Source organism: Ruminococcus flavefaciens (genome assembly GCF_900143025.1).
GTDB classification, from domain to species: Bacteria; Bacillota; Clostridia; order Oscillospirales; family Ruminococcaceae; genus Ruminococcus; species Ruminococcus flavefaciens_I.
On sequence record NZ_FRCT01000005.1, the window covers coordinates 187,009 to 204,485 of the forward strand.

The window sequence follows — 17,477 nt, forward strand, 5'->3', positions numbered from 1 at the left end:
TAAACTTCTATATAAGTAACGAGGTTAATTATATCTTTTGTTTTCGGGCTGCATATTGGTATTTATGGCTTCCTCAATAGTAAGGTGCTCCTTCGGCATGAGCAGGCGGTTTACCAGCTTTACGAGGAGATATACGAAGAAGGAAGATATAACAGTGTAGAGCCAGACTCTCAGGGAAACTCTTACGAATATGCGTCCGACATTTTCGTAATCCCATATCTGATAGTAGAATTTATAGTCCAGCCAGCACTGTATGTAAGATACCAGAGCAGTGATAATCAAATAATTGATAAAGCGGTTTTTGAGGTAAAGCTCGAATATAAGATTAGCCGCTATACAGAAAAATGTGAGTATAACGGCGTTATAGCCGAAGAGCTTGCCGCAGCATATATCAATGAGAAAGCCGCATACAGCTCCCGTAACAGCCGAGCCGTAGATATTGTTGTTGATAGCTATGCCTATTGCAAGGGGAACAAGGAGTATAGGCTTATAGAGCGTTCCCGAGGTCATAATGATAAAGCTGAGGAAAATCAGCAGATAATACAGCACCCAGCGGATGGTAGTTTTTATGCGCAGGATATGCTGCTGACGGGTAGTTTTAATCCTCATGGGCTTTACCCTCGGTCTTATCGGCATTATCCTTGTTCTTTTCTTCTGTTTCCTCTTCCTCTTCCTCGTGGAATTTACCGCTGAAATCGGTTATAACGATAACGGAGGTAAGTCTTGTAACGTCCACACAGGGCTGTATATCGGCACATACGGAGAGTCCGTTTGAGTCAAGACCGATATCAAGGATAGTACCGATAGGGTAATCCTTAGGGAAAAGGCCGCTTGTGCCCGTAGTTATCATAAGGTCGCCGCGCTTGAGCTTATTCTTTTTCGGAACATGGATAAGCTTTGTCTGACCGTTTTCAGAAGAGAGCACATTGCCCTCGATGATACCCTGATCGGCATTTGACGACGAAGCAACGGCAGCAACGGAAAGGTCGGGGGAAAGGATAGTTCTTACAGTAGAAACGTGCTTTGAAACTTCTACTGTTATGCCCACAAGACCCTCTGCGGTAACAACAGGGCAGTTTACGAGGATACCGTCCTCAGAGCCCTTGTCTATAGTAAACGACTTGAAAGGATCATTTGTAACATACCCCAGAACACCGCATGGCTGAGAAAGCTGATAATCCTCATTTTTTTCCTTTATGGTAACGAATTTGCGGAGCTCCTCCACCTCTGCCTTCATAGCGTCATACTCGGTAAGCTGAGCATTCAGCTCGCCTATCTGTTTTTTGAGGCGTTCGTTCTCCTCATAGTATTTGTCGGCATTGGAGAGCTTATCCACAGTATTCTCCATTTTCATGCTTATCCTGTTGGAAGCGGCACGGAATGGTTTTGTAAGAGTATTTATGAAGGAAGCTCCCGAAATGGAATAGCCGCCTCTTGTGACGGCATAGATCATTATACCAATAAGGAAAGCGAGAAAAGAAAGCAGGATCTTACATCTGGTGCTTTTAAAGAATTCACGCATGAAGCTCCTCCTTAATAGTACTTGACGTTTTCGGTGAGAGCGTCCTGATAATCGCTAATATTTTCCAGTATCTTGCCTGTACCCTCAGCAACGCAGTCCAGCGGGTACTCAGCGATATAAACGGGCATACCTGTTTCACGGTTGATGAGCTTGTCCAGACCGCGGAGAAGTGCGCCGCCGCCTGCAAGGGTGATGCCGTGGTCGATTATATCTGCCGAAAGCTCGGGAGGAGTTTCCTCGAGAGTGGACTTTATAGCGTCGATAACTCTTGAAAGGGGCTCAACGAGAGCGTCACGTATCTCGGCAGAGGTAACTGTTATATTCTCAGGGAGACCGTTGAGAAGATTTCTTCCCTTTATCTCCTGAGCTTCCTCCTTTTCGCTTGGGAAAGCAGAGCCGATATCAAGCTTGATATTTTCGGCAGTTCTTTCACCGATGAGGAGGTTATACTTCTTCTTGATATAGTTGATAATAGCCGCATCGAATTCATCGCCTGCACATCTTACAGAGCGCGAAGCAACGATGCCGCCCATTGATATAACAGCGACTTCGCTTGTACCGCCGCCGATATCAACTATCATGCTTCCTGCGGGAGCGTTTGTAGGGAGACCAGCGCCGATAGCGGCAGCCATAGGCTCCTCGATTATGAGTACGTTATTTGCGCCTGCCTTTTTGCAGGATTCGCGTACAGCACGTCTTTCAACGGCAGTAACTCCCGATGGGATACATATTATAACATTAGCTTTTGTAAAAAGAGTACCCTTCAGGGCTTTTCTGATAAATTCCTGAAGCATAGTGGTAGCAATGTCGAAATCGGCGATAACGCCGTCCTTCAGAGGTCTTACGGCAACGATCGAGCCCGGGGTACGACCGATTACGTCCTTTGCCTCCTTACCGACATAGCGGCATTTATCCGTTCTTGTATTTACGGCAACTACTGAAGGCTCTCTTATTATTATACCTTTTCCTCTCATATATACGAGGGTATTAGCAGTTCCGAGGTCAATGCCAATATCTTTTGTAAACATTTTGCAGCTCCTTAAAATGCATTAATTCTTGTTATACACATATTATATTATATCACCAACGGGGCGTATGTACAAGAATTTTCAGCGAGAAAAAGCATTTCCCGACAAATTTAGTGTAATACGGTTACATAACAGTCCGCAGGTGATGAAAAACTGTCGAAAAGGACAACAGCAGAATATCTTTTTAACCTGTAATGACCTTTGGTGCGGTCTTGATGTATGCGTATATGGCACCGATGATGCAGATGACCTGTGCAACGCTGATATTTACGGAAAAACCGAAGGTAAGCGAGATAAGATCGGTAGCAAAAGTGCTTGGAGAAAGGGTTATGCCTCTTGACCAGCCCAGCCATGCAAATGAACCCGAAGCAGAGCTTGCGATTATACCGCCGAGTATACAGCCGCATATGAGAAGAAGCAGAAAGTATAGAGTTTTTTTCATAATAAAGATCTCCTATCTTTTGTAAAACTTAGTATATATCATATGCCTGACGAGCCGAAGCCGCCGCTTCCGCGCTCAGTCTCCGAGAGTTCGTCGCTGACTTCTATCTCGGGCATTAAGATACGTGTTGGGATCACCTGTGCGATGCGCATACCGTGTTCTACGGTAAATGGCTCTTTACCGTGATTTATAAGGGGCACGAACCATGCTCCGCGGTAATCGCTGTCAACAACACCGACGCAGTTGGCAAGGGAGACTCCGAATTTTGAGGAGAGTCCCGAGCGTGGGTAGATAAGCAGAGCGATATCGTCACAGTCAGGCTGTGCGGTGATACCTATGGGTATCATTTTTATCTCTCCCACCTCTAATGTCACAGGTTCATCGAGACAGGCGCACAGGTCGAGACCTGCACTTCCTGCTGTGGCACGGGAGGGAATAACAGCCTTTGGATCGAGTTTTTTGAAGGTAAGTTTCATATTCAGATACCTCTGTAGTAGAGTCCGCGGGTGATGTTTCCCTGCGGCTTGCGTCCTGAGAGAACAGAGCGTATCTCGTCGGCAGTCTCATCGGAGAGATAAGCGACACCGAAGGATATATTGCTTAATTCATCTGTTCTGTCAAGCATGGAGAGTCTGTCGGCATTGAGTATCTCCACATAGTCCTTAGAGCAGGCTACAGGGAGCTCTCTGCCTGTACGGTCTATGAGCTTCTTTGTACACTTTCCGCAGCCCACTTCATTCTTTATTGGGCAGTTGCGTGTAAGCATAAGGGGAAGTCTTCCGTAAACTGCCGCACCTATGGGCAGTGATGTATTTACACGGGCGATCTGCTGCAATGTTGCCTCAATAGAGAAGATGCAGTCCTCAAGCCCAAGATCATGCAGATATTCGGCACTGAATGAGTTGAAAACATTCAGTGTAAAGCTTCCGTGGAGCTTATATCCCGATTTTCTGCCAATGGCAATATGGTCGGGAGTATGGCAGTAAAGCCTGTTTATACCCATTTCTTTAAGCTCTGCAAGTCTGTCTGCAAGCTTTTCCCCATTGGTGATAAAGCGGGGCGGAGAAGCTATTATCTTTTCTCTATCCACGCCGCCGAGCAGTTCCTCATTTATCAACTCTTCGGGAATGATAACGTACTCCGAAAGCTCTGCTGCTGTAAAAGCCTGCTGTGCTGTTCGGCAGAAGGTACGTACAGGGAGCTTTGAAGGCATAGGGGATAAGTTGTTTTCAGAGAGCTTCGGTAAATACTCCGTAATAGTATAAGCAGGAGTATTTGCAGATATTATCAGATCTGAGAGCTTTTCACTCACCTCGCGGCGCAGCTCGTTTAGCTTGCCTGCGGGGACTATCAATCCCTCGTCTATATCAGCAGTAAGTTTTCCGAAAGTAAATACGGTATCACCGAGCTTGGAGAGCTGCTTTGTCAGCATTTCCGCATCGGTAGGGCGATTTATAGCCTGCTGTGGGATATCACCCTCGGCACTTGCCGAAATGTCGCCGCAGCTTGCTGTTATACGTACAGGCTCGCCGCTTTTTATAACTGCATGAAAATCAGCAGTAAAAGCCTTGCGCTCAAAGCGGTAAAGCTCATGTATCTTAGGTATAAGCTCATGTGCGGAGATAACATCGTCCTTTTCGCGGACTCCGAACATATCCTTCCTCTGTGCGGTGTAGTAGCCGTCTGTAAAGCCGCTGCGAGAGAAAACTCCGCGCAAGAGTTTCATATTGGGGGCTTCACCGTCGAGAGCGGATCTCAGCTCGTGGACTGCCGAAGCTACATATTCGGGGCGTTTCATGCGTCCCTCTATCTTGAATGAGTCAACGCCCATTTCCGCAAGCTCCTGCGCATTTGGCAGGAGAGAAAGGTCTTTCAGTGACAGTGCGGCTTTGCTTTTATTTCCCACAGCCGAGAAAGGGAGTCTGCAAGCCTGTCCGCAGCAGCCTCTGTTTGCTGATCTCGAACCTATCATGGCGGACATATAGCATTGTCCCGAAACTGACATACACAGCGCACCGTGTACGAATATCTCGGTCTCTATACCCACCTTGCAGATACGGGAAATAGTGTCCTTGTCAAGCTCTCGTGCAGGGACGACTCTTGCATATCCGAGCTCTCGGAGCAGTGAAGCTCCCTCAGCGGTATGCACCGACATCTGTGTGGAGCCGTGGAGTACGGCATCGGGAACACAGCGGCGTATAAGCTCTGCGCAGCCCCAGTCCTGAACTATGAATGCATCGACTCCGCATTTTGCAGCAGCCTTTATGTACTCGCAGAAATCCTCTGCTTCCTCATCGGAAATTATGGTGTTCACCGCAAGATCAAGCTTTGCACCGTACTTATGGCAGAGCCCTGCGGCTTCTGCGATCTCCTCCATTGAGAAATTAGCGGCGCTGCTTCTTGCAGAATAGCGTTTTCCGCCTATGTACACAGCATCTGCACCTGAACGCAGAGCAGCCTGTAGAGTTTCCATGCTGCCTGCGGGAGCGAGTATCTCGGTTTTATTCATTAAATGCTGTCGCTGAGCTGCTTGAGCTTGACCATATTCTCAAGCTGTACTATCTTGGACTTGAGCACCTCGATCTCCTTCTGTGCAGCGTCGCGCTCTATACGAGTTCTTCCTGCCTCGTCAACGTATTCCTTAGTCTGGTCGCGGATACTGTCAAGACGCTGGTTAGCCTTGTTGAGGTCGTCAAGGAGAGCCATTGCGACCATTATTGAAGCAGCGTAAGGTGAAGAACCGCTTGCTGCTGTGATCTCGTTTATCTTTGTTTCAAGTGCTCTTGCAAGAGCGAATACATAATTAGGTGCTTCTGCGGTCTTTATCTTGTATTCCTTTCCGCAGATGATTACCTTAACTTCATTAAGCATAGTATCGTCCTTTCCGTGGCGTATTTTAAACCAACTTACATTATACACTATTTTTCGCAGAAATGGAAGAGGTTTTCTGAAATTTTTTTATTAATAGGTCATAAAAAGAAAAAACATAAGATTGAATATCAGCATAATTACAGATATTATTTTTTCTTTATATAATTTACAGTTATCAGTGCCGCATTAGTAATGGCGGTAACAGCCAATAATATAAATACAGGCTTTGGTATGGTCACATCAGCGACAGCGCATACTATTATTGCAATGCCGATTATTATACCAAGTATTCCTGCTGTTATGCCTAATATCTTTTTCATATTCATGCTCCTTATAAATTGTAATTTATTGCTGTGATTTTCAGTCTCAGATAAATGCAAGGATTATTATTATAAGGAAGACCGCAGATATTATTATATGCGGTATACATTCCGAAGCTGCCTTTCTTACAGGAATCTGTTTTTTCAATAACCTGTATCCTATTCCTGCCAGTGCGGGGAAGAATATGGCAACAGGTGAGAACGGTCCCGGCAGACCTGAGTCCATAGTGATAATATAAAGAATTACCGCAACGATAGTAAGGACTATTACCTCCATTACCTTAGGTGAAAAGCTGTACTTTTTGGAATTATTGTCGGAATTCTTCGAGCTTGCCAGTGCAAGCATTTCCGTGACCTTCTTTTGAGCTTCCTCTGAACTGAGCTCTCCCTCGGTAAGCTGAGTGGAAAGCATAGCAACATCTGCGGATAAGCGTTGCTCTCTTGCTTTTGCACTTTCTTTCTTTTCCTTTGTGTCTGCGAATGAGCCTGCCGCCTTTTTCTCGGCTTCCTGAGGAGTTATAGGCTCGGGCAGCTCTATGGGAGCGGGGGTATCTTCGGCAGTTGTTTTTTTGCGCTTTTTATCCTTAATTATATTCTTTGCCCTTGCCTGTGCAAAAATTTCATCCACCTTTGCGGCTGCTTCCTCTGAGGTCATTTTCTGTCCTGAGGATTTCCCATCGTCGGATGTAAGTGACTGAAATGCCGACAACATATCGTGGAGGTCGTTGATCTCGTGTTCATTTTTGTCCTGCATTGTTATCAACTCTTTTCATTAAAGTTCGTGTTTAGCCCTGAGCCGTTAGCCATTAATTAACGGCTCAATAATAACGCTTCAAGCCGATGACCTTGCCGAGAACTTCTACCTCGTCCACGATAATTGGTTCCATAGTGGGATTTTCGGGCTGTAGGCGGTAGTGTCCCTTTTCCTTGAAGAAACGCTTTACCGTAGCCTCCTCGCGGTCGATGAAGGCTACGACTATATCGCCGTTTTCAGCATAGTTCACACGCTTTACGATGACTATATCTCCGTCCAGTATACCTGCGTCTATCATGCTCTCGCCGCGTATCTTCAGTGCGAAAAGATCCTGAGGATCAACGCCCGGAGCTTCAAAGCCTATATATCCCGTGATATCCTCAACGGCTGTGATAGGCTGACCTGCTGTTACTGTACCCATAACGGGAACGGAAGTAGTTCCGCTGTTGGGAAGGCGCAGAGTACGGTTGAGGTTGCCTGTTTTCTCAATAAGTCCTTCGCGGACAAGGGTCTCGATGTAACGGTGAGCGGTAGATGTGGACTTGAAGCCCATAGCGTCCATTATTTCCCTTACGGAAGGGGACATACCGTCACTTAAACGGGATTTGATATAGTTGAAAACAGAGATCTCTTTATCCTTGAGCATATATCATTCCTCCGAAAGCTTTTTCAGTATCATTTTAGCGATCTTGTAAGCATCTCCACAGCCGAGAGTTATGACAAGGTCGCCCTCCTGTGCGTGCTGGCATACATAGTCGCATATCTGTTCAAAGTTAGCGTATTTCCTTTCGTCCGTCCATTCGGCAGTCTCGTCCTGTGGGAACCATATGCAGTTCGGTATTTTTTCTGCAAGGTGGCGGGTGAAGATGCCGTAGGTGTTTTTCTCGCGGCTTCCCATTATATCGGTGAGAACTGCGTGGTCGGGTATTTGCAGTACTCTTGCGAAGTCGTCAAGCAGGAGCTTTGTACGCGAGAAGGTGAAGGGCTGGAATACTGCCCATACATGGTTGAAGTTCATTTCCATAGCGGCATTGAGAGTAGCTTCAAGCTCTGTCGGGTGGTGAGCGTAGTCGTCAACTACGGTTATGCCCTTTTCAAAGCCAAGCTTCTCGAAGCGGCGTTTTGCACCGCGGAAGTCTTCAAGTCCCTTCTGTATGAATTTGAATTCCGTGCCTACATATCTTGCGGCAGCAACAGCGGCAAGAGAGTTGAGAACATTGTGTATTCCTGCAACGTGAAGAGTTATCGTTCCCAGCTTTTCGCCCTTGTACATAGCGTCGTAGGTGGTGAGGAGACCGTTTTCGTGCTTTACGTTTTCGGGATAATAGTCGCAGGAGCTGTCCTTGCCGAAGGTGATTATCTCCTTGCCTGTGATACCTTCCAGAGACTTCATTGAATTTGCATCAGAACCGTTTACGATTATGCACTTTGAAGTGTTTTCGTTGAATTTATGGAATGACTTGATTATATTTTCAAGTGTACCGAAATAGTCGAGGTGATCGGCGTCGATGTTGAGTATTACAGATATATCGGGGAAGAATTTAAGGAAGTGATCCTCGAATTCGCAGGACTCGCATACCATGATATCGCTCTTGCCTGCAATTCCGCTTCCGCCGATGCAGGGGAGCTTTCCGCCGATGTATGCGGAGAGGTCTATACCTGCGGTGTAGAGTATCTGTGTTATCATAGAGGTGGTCGAGGTCTTGCCGTGAGTACCCGAAACGCATATAGCGTTGCTGTACCAGCTTGTTACGATACCGAGGAGGTCTGCACGTTCAAGCACAGGGACTCCGCTTGCTCTTGCGGCAACCAGCTCGGGATTGTCAGCCATGATAGCGGCAGTGTGTACGATAAGGTCGGCACCTTCGATATTCTCGGCTCTCTGACCGATGAAAACCGGGATACCCATTTTTCTTACAGCATCGAGGGTCTCGGTCTCGTTATTGTCCGAGCCTGTAAGGTAGTAGCCCTGAGAGTGAAGTATCTGTGCAAGGGGGTACATACCCGAACCGCCTATGCCTATAAAATGAATGTGCTTTTTTCCGTTTAAAATATTGGTATCCAAAACGATCACCTTTCTTTATATTATAAATAGTATATGCCCGAATAGATACGGGTGATATTAACAGCCCATGTGTTGTGAGCTGATATTTGCTTGTGATAAGTTCATAAAAGGGGACTGAAATAACGCTGTCACGCAGTTTTCACAGATTTTTCATCTCTTTTACTCGAAATAATTAGAATTTTTCTTTTAAAAACCGAAATTTAGCTTGCATTTTTACAAAATATGAGTTATAATAGTTTACAGGTTTACTAACTGCTGTAACGAGTCAGATAAAAATGTTTCAGCCAGTCAGACCGAGGAGTTCATAGACAATTAAGGAGGAAAATCTATGGAAATTACAGATGTCAAAGTAAGAAAGATCATGTCTGAAGGCAGACTCAGAGCAGTTGTTTCGGTAACTATCGACGATATGCTTGCAGTACATGATATCAAAGTAGTACAGGGAGATGAAAGACTCTTCGTGGCTATGCCCAGCAGAAAGGACGAAAACGGAGTTTTCCGTGATATCGTTCATCCTATTTCACCTTCTGCAAGAAAGCTTTTTGAGGAGAGTATTCTCGATGCCTATGAAAGACAGCTTGCAATTCTTGAAACTGAGGAAACAGAACAAGAAGAAGCTGAAGAGGCTTGAATTATAACACTGATTGAAAGACCTGCCGTGTGGTGGGTCTTTTTATATTCCCAGTATACGTGCGGCTTTGAGTATAGTAAGCTGAGTCTTTCCGTCGCGGATTGTGCCGTCCATGACCTGTTTTACGGCTTCTGAAAGAGGTATACGCTCAACATCGAGGAATTCATCGGGGTCAAGGTTCTGACTGCTGAATTTAAGTCCTCTTGCAAGGTACATATAGGTTATCTCACTGTTATAGGCAGGAGTAGGGAGCATCTCGCCGAGATAGATATATTCCGAGCAGGTGCAGCCTGTTTCCTCCAGAAGCTCGCGCCTGCCACATTCGGAGTGGTCTTCGCCCTTTTCAAGCTTGCCTGCGGGAACTTCGCGGGTTACTGTGCTGAATGGGTAGCGGAACTGCTTTACGAGGAATATCTCGTTGTTATCGGTTATTGGTATCACGCATACGCCGCCGTGGTGGTGGAGCACATCTCTTACGGCTGTCTTGCCGTTTTCAAGCTCGGCAGTGTCGTGAGTTATAGTGAAGATAGGTCCTTCGTATTTTACATCGCTTGATATAGTTTTCTCTTGTAAGTGCATATCAAAGCCTCCATTATTTATTTTTGACGAATTTCGTCTTTATAACAAAACCTCCTATGCTTTTTGTTTTACCATAGGAGGTTTTATAATGTTTAAATAGATTAGAATGTCTGGAAATTAACCTCTGTTAAGTTTTATATTTCCGTTTCCTTTCATAACTCTGAGCTTTGCAGGTGAGTCACTGCTAGTCTTGCTGAAATGTTTATCAGCTTCTGTCATAGCTCCGTTTACAGTTATGAGTGGGTTATTTGCAAATGCAGACATCATATAATCTAAATATTCTTCAGCATTTGCTACACTTCCGTTGAAACCGATAACGCATTTTGCACCAGCACTAATTGCTGCATCAACCAGACTTGCACGATCTGAATGTGTGGTTGCACTGTTGCAGGAAGCAAAAAATACGAAATCAATATGAGCCCAGTCATTGCTTGAAATGATTTTTTCTAGTTCATATGAATAGACAGAAAAGTAATCGCTTTCTTTTTTGGATTTATTGACGTTGAAATAACCCGGACCACCATGTCCGTGGAATATCAAGATTCTTGAATTTTTAGCTTTCTGTCCAATGGTATCTTTACTTGGTAAAGATGTTATATTGCCGTTATAACCGAGACGATTGAAAGTGCTTTTAACATTTTCTGCAACTTTCTGATCTGCATTACTGAGAGTTGTAAGAGTAAAATATGTTGCATCATTCTTTTCACTCTGAACAGATATGAAATCCCAGTTATCATTCATTCTGGATGTGCTGTAGTCCCAGATCTGAATTGTTTCGCCGTTAGCGTAAGATGAATTAGTTACTTCAAGTACCTTTCTTCCGTTGCTTAAACGTGTACCGATCTGGTATCCGCCGCCTGAAGCTGCACTGATTATAAAATCTTGTTCTCTGAGCTTTCCTGTGTACTTCCAGATCTGTGCATCTGTACCATTAGTATTTGCAGCTGAAGTATTGCGCATATCAATGGCAGATGTCTGGTTTGGAACGTGCATTGGCTTTATTGAATAATATCCATTCGATTCATAAGTGACCTTAAACTGCTGATTTGAACCGCCGTTGAAATCATACTGTATTACTCTTGTTCCGTTAGCAGTTCCTCTGTAATCAATATCAATGAATTTGCCGCTGTGCTTATTACGAATGTAGTAAATACCATTGCTTATTGTTCGCGAAGCAGCTTTTGCTGATAATTCTTCCTTTGGCATAAAAGTCATGCTTGTGAAACAAGCAGCTGCTGCCAGTAATCCTGATACGAATTTTTTTATGATTTTTGTGTTCATAATTAAATAGATTCCCTTCAAAAAGTTCAGTAATTCGAATTAGTCTGATGTTAAGTTGATTTTGAATCGTTCAAACGGCCATAAGAACATATATATTATATATGATTTAGGAGAAAAAGTCAACAGAAAAACGAATATATTTTCGATTTTACGTCAAAAAATGAAAAGTATGAGAAAAAGCGGCTGTGCAGTTGCTTTATTTTTAATAGTATGTTATAATAAAGGGTATGCTACAATCAAAGAAATGAAGGGAACATAAAATGGAAGTTTACCTTGACAATGCGGCGACCACAAAACCCTGTGCGGAAGCCATAGAGGCTGCTGTGGGAGCTATGACCGATAATTACGGCAATCCTTCCTCGCTTCATCGTGCAGGACTCAATGCACAGCTCCTGATGGACGGTGCAAGAAAGACGATCGCCGACTCAATAGGCGTTGAAAGCGGCTGTATCATTTTTACTTCGGGAGCTACCGAGAGCAATAATCTTGCACTCCGCGGAGCTTCGGCTGCTTACGGAAGAAAAAGGAAAAAGATAGTTATATCCGCAGTTGAACACGCTTCTGTGGAGGAGACTGCCGCAGACCTTGAAAAGAAAGGCTTTGAAGTGGTCCGCGTATCTCCCCGTGAGGACGGAAGATACTATGCGGCTGACTTTGTAAATGCCTGTGATGACGATGTCTGTCTCATAAGCATGATGTACGTCAATAACGAAACAGGCTATATCATGCCCGTCAAGGAGACTTTCTCCGCAGTGAAGCGAAAATATCCCGAGATTATAACTCATACGGATTGCGTACAGGCTTACATGAAACTCCCTGTGAAAGCAAATGCGCTCTGCGCAGACCTTATCTCCCTCAGCGGACATAAGATACACGGTGCTAAGGGCGTAGGTGCGCTGTATATCAAAAAAGGAGTCCGTGTGCTTCCCGTAGTTACGGGCGGCAAGCAGGAAAAGGGATTACGCTCGGGCACAGAGAGCGTTCCCATGATAGCGGCATTCGGTGCGGCTGTGAAGAAGCTTGCTCCAACTATATCCGAGCGTTACGAGAAGGTGAGCGGACTTAAAAAGTATCTGCTTGACAAGCTCAGTGATATTGAGGGAGTTACGGTGAATTCTCCCGAGGACGGTTCGCCTTATGTGGTGAATATCTCGGCTGTGGGAAAGCGCTCGGAGATAATGCTCCACTTTCTTGAAAGCAAGGAGATATATGTTTCCAGCGGTTCTGCCTGTTCAAAGGGACAGCAGAGCGGAGTTCTCGGACAGTTCGGCATAAGGGACAAACGTGCGGACAGTGCGCTGCGTATCAGCATGACTGCCGAGACTACCGAGGCGGAGCTTGACAGCTTCTGCGAGGGACTCAGTGAGGGCATGGAAAAGATAAGAGGTTAATATATATTTAAATAGTATAGGAGAAAAATATGAAAGAGTTAATACTTGTAAAATACGGTGAAATGGCACTGAAAGGTCTCAATAAAAAGACCTTCGAGGATATGCTCATAAAGAACATAAAGCGCAGACTGAAGCCCCTCGGACATTTTCAGATGACCAGTGCTCAGTCTACCACATACATAACTCCTCTCGATGAGGATATCGACCTCAATGAGGCAGCCGACAGAGTAGGAAAGATATTCGGTATCGCTACATACTGCCGTGCCTGCGTATGCGAGAAGGACTTCGAGGACATCTGCAACAAGAGCTATGAATATCTTGAAGATGTACTCAGCTGCGCAAAGACCTTCAAGGTCAACGCAAAGCGCTCCGACAAGGCTTTCCCTATGAAGTCGCCTGAGATATGCATGGAGCTGGGTGGAAAGCTGCTTGAAAAGTTCTCGCACCTCAGTGTTGATGTTAAGAACCCCGAGGTCACGGTAACTGTTGAGATACGTGACGAGAATGCTTTCGTTCACGCAGAGAATATCAAGGGAGCAGGCGGACTCCCCGTAGGCAGCAGCGGCAAGGCTATGCTCCTGCTTTCGGGCGGTATCGACAGTCCTGTTGCAGGCTATATGATGGCTAAGCGCGGTATCCATATCGCAGCTATCCACTACGTAAGCCCTCCCTATACCTCGGAACGCGCACAGCTCAAGGTGGAGCAGCTCTGTCAGAAGCTTACGGACTACTGCGGCGGTATCGCATTCTACTGCGTACCTTTCACAGAGCTTCAGGAGGCTATCAAGGACAACTGCCCTGAGGAGTTCTTTACTATTATAATGAGAAGACTTATGATGGAGATAGCTCAGCGCATCGCTGCAAAGGACAACTGCCTTGCACTTATCACAGGCGAGAGCGTAGGACAGGTGGCAAGCCAGACAATGGCTGCTATGGTCTGCACAGATGCAGTCTGCCGAATTCCTGTATTCCGTCCATGCGTTGGAATGGACAAGACCGAGATAATCGAGATAGCTCGTAAGATAGATACATTCGATATCTCCGTACAGCCCTATGAGGACTGCTGTACTGTATTTACCCCTCGTCACCCTAAGGTAAGACCTCAGCTGGGGGACATTGAAAAGGCACAGAACAGCTTTGATTTTGAACCTCTTATACAGAAGGCTGTTGAAAACACAGAGATGAAAACCTTTAATTTTAGTGATTGATTATTTAAGTTTTTCACAATATAATCATTTGATTTTTGTGAAATGTGGACTAAAGAGAGTGTGTGGATTTAGTGGTAAGCAGTAAATTTTCTGAATGTAATACCGAAAAACTTGACAAAACAGTTGCAAATGTTGTAAAATTATTAGAACGAAAGGGTCTGACTATATCTACAGCGGAGAGCTGTACCGGCGGACTTCTTTCGGAGCTTATAACATCAGTATCGGGTGCGTCGGCAGTTTTTGAACTGGGGATATGTACTTATTCGGAGAGAATAAAGACGGAATTCCTTAACGTTCCTGCTGAGGTGATAAAACAATTCGGAGTCGTAAGTGAACAGACTGCACTGTATATGGTCAGAGGACTAAAGAAAAGTTCGGGTGCAGATGTGTGCGTTTCCGTTACGGGTATCGCAGGTCCATCGGGCGGAACTGCTGAAACGCCTGTGGGAACGGTCTATGTTGGCTTCGATATCTGCGGCAGACAATTTGTACGGCTGCCCGAGCTTTGGAAGCTCAGTGACATGAGCAGAGAGCATATAAGAAAGTGTGCAGCGGCATTTGCCTTTGACACTATTGAAAAAGTACTGATGGAGGCGGAACAGACTGATGAGCGACAAATTCAATGATGAAAGCTCAGAGGCTCAGCGCAGAGCTGAGAAGATAAAAGCTATCAGAAGGTCGATACACGGCGAAGCAGAAGTTGCGCCTACGACCTATGACAATAAAACAGCGGAAAGCGAACGCACGGAAACTATGGCTGACCGTATCATGCGAGCCAAGGAAAAGCACAGCTCAACGGCTGAGGATATCCTTGATGAGCTTGACGAGGCTATAGCTTTTGAAAAGGCTGAGGCTGAGAGGATAGCTGCCGAAACGGCGGCTGCGGCTGAACGGTCCGCAGTTGATGCTTCTCCAGACATCTCGGACATCATCAACGAGCTTGAAACACCCGCACATGAGGAATTGAGCGAAATTGCTGATGAAATTACCGAGGATTTTTCAGAGGTTGATACCGATATCGCAGCGGAGGTTGAGGACTTCACCGAAACTGTGACTGAACGTCCGGAAGAAATATCGACAGAGGATAATGTTATTGCTGCGGCTGACGAAGAAACGGCAGAGGCTGTCTCTGAGTATGCGGCTGATGACACCGAGAATACGGTGGTGTTTACTCCTGTTGGTCATAATAAGACTGTTGAGGACCAGCTTGCTCCTCTAAAACGGGCTGAGGAGGAGGCTGCACAGCAGCTGAGAAAGACCAATGAGAGACTGGACGAGCAAAGCTTTCAGGCTAAGGAAAAGGCTGAGGACCTTGCTGACAACGGCATAGTCAAGCCTGAAAAAAAGAAGAAAAAGAAGAAGAAAAGAACTTTCAAGCAGAAGCTCCGCGGACTATTCCCCGAAAAGGGCGACAGTGTGCTGGAGTGTATAAGAAAGATCGCTTTTCTCGGCTCGGTTATCGCTATCTGTGTGTGCGGATATCTTGTGGGAGATTATTACTATGATCTCTGGTCAAGCAAGCATAAGACAGAGGAGATCATGGATATATACGATATCTATAAGGACCGACAGCCGAAGATCGAAGAAGTAACAACTCCCGAGGGAGATAAAAGAAAAAAATACGGCGGTATGCTCGACGGAGCTAAAAAGCTCTACGACATCAACCATGAAATAGTAGGTGTTATCACTATACCTGATACACCGGTTAACAACCCTGTTTTACAGGCAAAAGACAACGACAAATATCTGAACATGAAATATGATCTTACGGAAAATGTTGCCGGCGAGATCTTTCTGGACTACAGAAATCATTTTGATGATGTGGGCGAGGACGGATATCTTAAATATCCCAATTCTCAGAATCTGATCCTCTACGGACATAATATGTACGATGATCAGATGTTTGGATGTTTGAAGTATTATCACAGAAACGAGGCTTATTACGGAGCACATCCTGTAATAGATCTCAGTTCCAATTACGAGAAATATCAGTATAAGATATTTGCATTCTTTATGCTCGATGCTGCGGACGAGACAGATACCAAGTTTGACGTTTGGAATACTATCGACTTTGAAGATGAAAAGGAATTCTATAACTTCGTCAACGAAGCCAAGAGAAGAACTATACGTACAAATGATGTAGATGTTGAGTACGGAGATGAGCTCCTTACACTTTCTACCTGCAACACCTTCTTCCCAGATGAAAGAGCACGTTTAATCGTTCTTGCAAGGCGTGTAAGAGAAGGTGAAGATCCTAAAAAGGGAACTCAGGAAAGCAAACCAAATCCTAATATAAAATGGCCTTCATTATACTATTCGATCCACCCGGACGAACATTATGATCCAAATGCCGAATTCGTTCCCTATGGTCCAAAGGGAGGAAAGTGATAAGCAATGAACAAAAACGCGAAAATAATAACAGCCTGCATAAGCTGTGCAGCCGCTGTTGGACTTGGTGCGTTTGCATTATATTTAAAAAAGGACAGGAATTCTGTTCCGACTATTGAAAATACTACCCAGGCTGCGACGGAAGCAAGTTCCGAAGCTGATGCCGAAAAGCTTTCGGTTGACTGGGCTGATAAATACGACTATACACCGTCACTTAACGGTACCACCGAGAGAACCAGATCACTGATGCGTCTCAACAAGGACATTATGGGCTGGGTAAAGATTGATGGGACTCAAGTCGATTACCCGTTCTTGAGAGACCCCGGTGAGGTCGCTGCAAACGATCCGTATTACGGACCCGATGCGTGGGGACCTAATGCATTTTATCTTGCAAAGGATATATTCAGACAGGATTACGAACGCGGAACTTACTTTGCGGATTACCGCAACAGATTCGACGGCGATGAGAGTCAGCAGTCTGATAATCTGATTATCTACGGACATAACTGGTACGACGGAACTATGATGGGCTCATTGAGAAAGTATCGTCCCGATCCTGAATTCTATGAGCAGCATCCGTTTATCGAGCTGAGCTCGAATTATAAAACATATGATTACGTTATCTTTTCATATCTGATAACGAGCGGAAGCTATGACGCTACCGACTTCCATTATTGGAATATGGAGGACTTTGATACAGAAGAAGAATTTAAGTTCTACATCGACAACTGCCACGGCGGACAGCTGCTGGATACAGGTGTTGATGTTAAGTACGGCGACAAGCTCCTTACCCTTTCTACCTGCTATGCAGACTATGACAACTCGCGTTTCATTGTTGTGGCAAGAAGACTCAGGGAGGGCGAAGTCGCAGGAGACATGACAACTATACAGCATACTGAGGAATATAATAAGAGAAAAAAAGAAGAAGCTGAAAAGGCTTCAAAGGAAGAGGCTGAAAAAGCTGCTAATGAAGAAAAGCCTCAGTGATCTGACTTTA

19 protein-coding genes are annotated in these 17,477 nt (G+C 45.2%); 6 read left to right on the plus strand and 13 right to left on the minus strand.

Annotated features, from left to right (window positions below; translation table 11 throughout):
* Window positions 1–24 precede the first annotated feature (24 nt).
* The 11 genes from BUB28_RS07310 to murC form a co-directional block, all read right to left on the minus strand.
* Window positions 25–609, minus strand: a complete 585-nt coding sequence (locus tag BUB28_RS07310; protein ID WP_072950241.1) for a rod shape-determining protein MreD — start codon at window positions 607–609, stop codon at window positions 25–27.
* Window positions 599–1,522 carry a rod shape-determining protein MreC gene (gene mreC / locus BUB28_RS07315; RefSeq protein WP_072950243.1) on the minus strand — a complete coding sequence of 308 codons (924 nt, stop codon included), beginning with the start codon at window positions 1,520–1,522 and terminating at the stop codon, window positions 599–601. The genes BUB28_RS07310 and mreC overlap by 11 nt, the downstream gene beginning before the upstream one ends.
* An 11-nt stretch (window positions 1,523–1,533) precedes the next feature.
* Window positions 1,534–2,550 (minus strand): rod shape-determining protein, encoded by a 1,017-nt coding sequence (locus tag BUB28_RS07320; RefSeq protein ID WP_028518405.1) that lies wholly within the window; start codon window positions 2,548–2,550, stop codon window positions 1,534–1,536.
* Window positions 2,551–2,734: 184 nt separating this feature from the next.
* Window positions 2,735–2,992 (minus strand): DUF4321 domain-containing protein, encoded by a 258-nt coding sequence (locus tag BUB28_RS07325; RefSeq protein WP_072950244.1) that lies wholly within the window; start codon window positions 2,990–2,992, stop codon window positions 2,735–2,737.
* Between the two features lie 38 nt (window positions 2,993–3,030).
* On the minus strand, window positions 3,031–3,468 hold the full coding sequence (dut, locus tag BUB28_RS07330) for a dUTP diphosphatase (protein ID WP_072950246.1): 438 nt from the start codon (window positions 3,466–3,468) through the stop codon (window positions 3,031–3,033).
* 2 nt (window positions 3,469–3,470) lie between these two features.
* Complete coding sequence (locus tag BUB28_RS07335) at window positions 3,471–5,501, minus strand: U32 family peptidase (protein ID WP_072950247.1); 2,031 nt, start codon at window positions 5,499–5,501, stop codon at window positions 3,471–3,473.
* On the minus strand, window positions 5,501–5,863 hold the full coding sequence (locus BUB28_RS07340; RefSeq protein WP_028518409.1) for a cell division protein ZapA: 363 nt from the start codon (window positions 5,861–5,863) through the stop codon (window positions 5,501–5,503). Before BUB28_RS07340 ends, BUB28_RS07335 begins: the two co-directional genes overlap by 1 nt.
* Before the next feature lie 146 nt (window positions 5,864–6,009).
* Window positions 6,010–6,183 (minus strand): hypothetical protein, encoded by a 174-nt coding sequence (locus BUB28_RS17000; protein WP_175547817.1) that lies wholly within the window; start codon window positions 6,181–6,183, stop codon window positions 6,010–6,012.
* A gap of 46 nt (window positions 6,184–6,229) precedes the next feature.
* Entirely contained in the window at window positions 6,230–6,937 is a 708-nt protein-coding gene (locus BUB28_RS07345) for a hypothetical protein (protein WP_072950249.1), read from the minus strand.
* Window positions 6,938–7,001: 64 nt separating this feature from the next.
* Window positions 7,002–7,583 carry a transcriptional repressor LexA gene (gene lexA / locus BUB28_RS07350; protein WP_072950250.1) on the minus strand — a complete coding sequence of 194 codons (582 nt, stop codon included), beginning with the start codon at window positions 7,581–7,583 and terminating at the stop codon, window positions 7,002–7,004.
* Window positions 7,584–7,586: 3 nt separating this feature from the next.
* A complete protein-coding gene (murC, locus tag BUB28_RS07355; RefSeq protein ID WP_072950252.1) occupies window positions 7,587–9,002 on the minus strand; it encodes a UDP-N-acetylmuramate--L-alanine ligase in 1,416 nt (471 codons plus the stop codon).
* 328 nt (window positions 9,003–9,330) lie between these two features.
* On the opposite strand from murC, the gene spoVG reads away from it, so the two are divergent.
* On the plus strand, window positions 9,331–9,633 hold the full coding sequence (spoVG, locus tag BUB28_RS07360; protein ID WP_072950253.1) for a septation regulator SpoVG: 303 nt from the start codon (window positions 9,331–9,333) through the stop codon (window positions 9,631–9,633).
* Window positions 9,634–9,675: 42 nt separating this feature from the next.
* On the opposite strand, the gene BUB28_RS07365 is transcribed toward spoVG, so the two are convergent.
* Together BUB28_RS07365 and BUB28_RS07370 are read right to left on the minus strand one after the other, a co-directional pair.
* Window positions 9,676–10,212 carry an NUDIX domain-containing protein gene (locus BUB28_RS07365; protein WP_072950255.1) on the minus strand — a complete coding sequence of 179 codons (537 nt, stop codon included), beginning with the start codon at window positions 10,210–10,212 and terminating at the stop codon, window positions 9,676–9,678.
* Between the two features lie 117 nt (window positions 10,213–10,329).
* Window positions 10,330–11,493, minus strand: a complete 1,164-nt coding sequence (locus BUB28_RS07370; protein ID WP_072950257.1) for an RICIN domain-containing protein — start codon at window positions 11,491–11,493, stop codon at window positions 10,330–10,332.
* 260 nt (window positions 11,494–11,753) lie between these two features.
* Here BUB28_RS07370 and BUB28_RS07375 point away from each other — a divergent pair, with 260 nt between their 5' ends.
* The 5 genes from BUB28_RS07375 (at window position 11,754) to BUB28_RS07395 (ending at window position 17,467) form a co-directional block, all read left to right on the plus strand.
* Window positions 11,754–12,884 carry a cysteine desulfurase family protein gene (locus BUB28_RS07375; RefSeq protein WP_072950258.1) on the plus strand — a complete coding sequence of 377 codons (1,131 nt, stop codon included), beginning with the start codon at window positions 11,754–11,756 and terminating at the stop codon, window positions 12,882–12,884.
* A 29-nt stretch (window positions 12,885–12,913) separates the two neighbouring features.
* Window positions 12,914–14,092, plus strand: coding sequence for a tRNA uracil 4-sulfurtransferase ThiI (thiI, locus tag BUB28_RS07380; protein ID WP_072950260.1), 1,179 nt, complete (start codon window positions 12,914–12,916; stop codon window positions 14,090–14,092).
* A gap of 62 nt (window positions 14,093–14,154) precedes the next feature.
* Entirely contained in the window at window positions 14,155–14,718 is a 564-nt protein-coding gene (locus tag BUB28_RS07385; protein WP_242939957.1) for a CinA family protein, read from the plus strand.
* Window positions 14,699–16,480 carry a class B sortase gene (locus tag BUB28_RS07390; protein WP_072950263.1) on the plus strand — a complete coding sequence of 594 codons (1,782 nt, stop codon included), beginning with the start codon at window positions 14,699–14,701 and terminating at the stop codon, window positions 16,478–16,480. The genes BUB28_RS07385 and BUB28_RS07390 overlap by 20 nt, the downstream gene beginning before the upstream one ends.
* A gap of 6 nt (window positions 16,481–16,486) precedes the next feature.
* Entirely contained in the window at window positions 16,487–17,467 is a 981-nt protein-coding gene (locus BUB28_RS07395) for a class B sortase (RefSeq protein ID WP_072950265.1), read from the plus strand.
* Window positions 17,468–17,477: the final 10 nt, after the last annotated feature.

Coding starts and splice junctions, on each gene's coding strand:
- BUB28_RS07310 (WP_072950241.1), bottom strand. CDS start 609: ATGAGGATTAAAACTACCCGTCAGCAGCATATCCTGCGCATAAAAACT.
- dut (WP_072950246.1), bottom strand. CDS start 3,468: ATGAAACTTACCTTCAAAAAACTCGATCCAAAGGCTGTTATTCCCTCC.
- thiI (WP_072950260.1), top strand. CDS start 12,914: ATGAAAGAGTTAATACTTGTAAAATACGGTGAAATGGCACTGAAAGGT.
- BUB28_RS07340 (WP_028518409.1), bottom strand. CDS start 5,863: ATGCTTAATGAAGTTAAGGTAATCATCTGCGGAAAGGAATACAAGATA.
- BUB28_RS07395 (WP_072950265.1), top strand. CDS start 16,487: ATGAACAAAAACGCGAAAATAATAACAGCCTGCATAAGCTGTGCAGCC.
- BUB28_RS07345 (WP_072950249.1), bottom strand. CDS start 6,937: ATGCAGGACAAAAATGAACACGAGATCAACGACCTCCACGATATGTTG.
- BUB28_RS07320 (WP_028518405.1), bottom strand. CDS start 2,550: ATGTTTACAAAAGATATTGGCATTGACCTCGGAACTGCTAATACCCTC.
- BUB28_RS07370 (WP_072950257.1), bottom strand. CDS start 11,493: ATGAACACAAAAATCATAAAAAAATTCGTATCAGGATTACTGGCAGCA.
- mreC (WP_072950243.1), bottom strand. CDS start 1,522: ATGCGTGAATTCTTTAAAAGCACCAGATGTAAGATCCTGCTTTCTTTT.
- BUB28_RS07325 (WP_072950244.1), bottom strand. CDS start 2,992: ATGAAAAAAACTCTATACTTTCTGCTTCTTCTCATATGCGGCTGTATA.
- BUB28_RS07335 (WP_072950247.1), bottom strand. CDS start 5,501: ATGAATAAAACCGAGATACTCGCTCCCGCAGGCAGCATGGAAACTCTA.
- BUB28_RS17000 (WP_175547817.1), bottom strand. CDS start 6,183: ATGAAAAAGATATTAGGCATAACAGCAGGAATACTTGGTATAATAATC.
- BUB28_RS07375 (WP_072950258.1), top strand. CDS start 11,754: ATGGAAGTTTACCTTGACAATGCGGCGACCACAAAACCCTGTGCGGAA.
- BUB28_RS07365 (WP_072950255.1), bottom strand. CDS start 10,212: ATGCACTTACAAGAGAAAACTATATCAAGCGATGTAAAATACGAAGGA.
- BUB28_RS07390 (WP_072950263.1), top strand. CDS start 14,699: ATGAGCGACAAATTCAATGATGAAAGCTCAGAGGCTCAGCGCAGAGCT.
- lexA (WP_072950250.1), bottom strand. CDS start 7,583: ATGCTCAAGGATAAAGAGATCTCTGTTTTCAACTATATCAAATCCCGT.
- spoVG (WP_072950253.1), top strand. CDS start 9,331: ATGGAAATTACAGATGTCAAAGTAAGAAAGATCATGTCTGAAGGCAGA.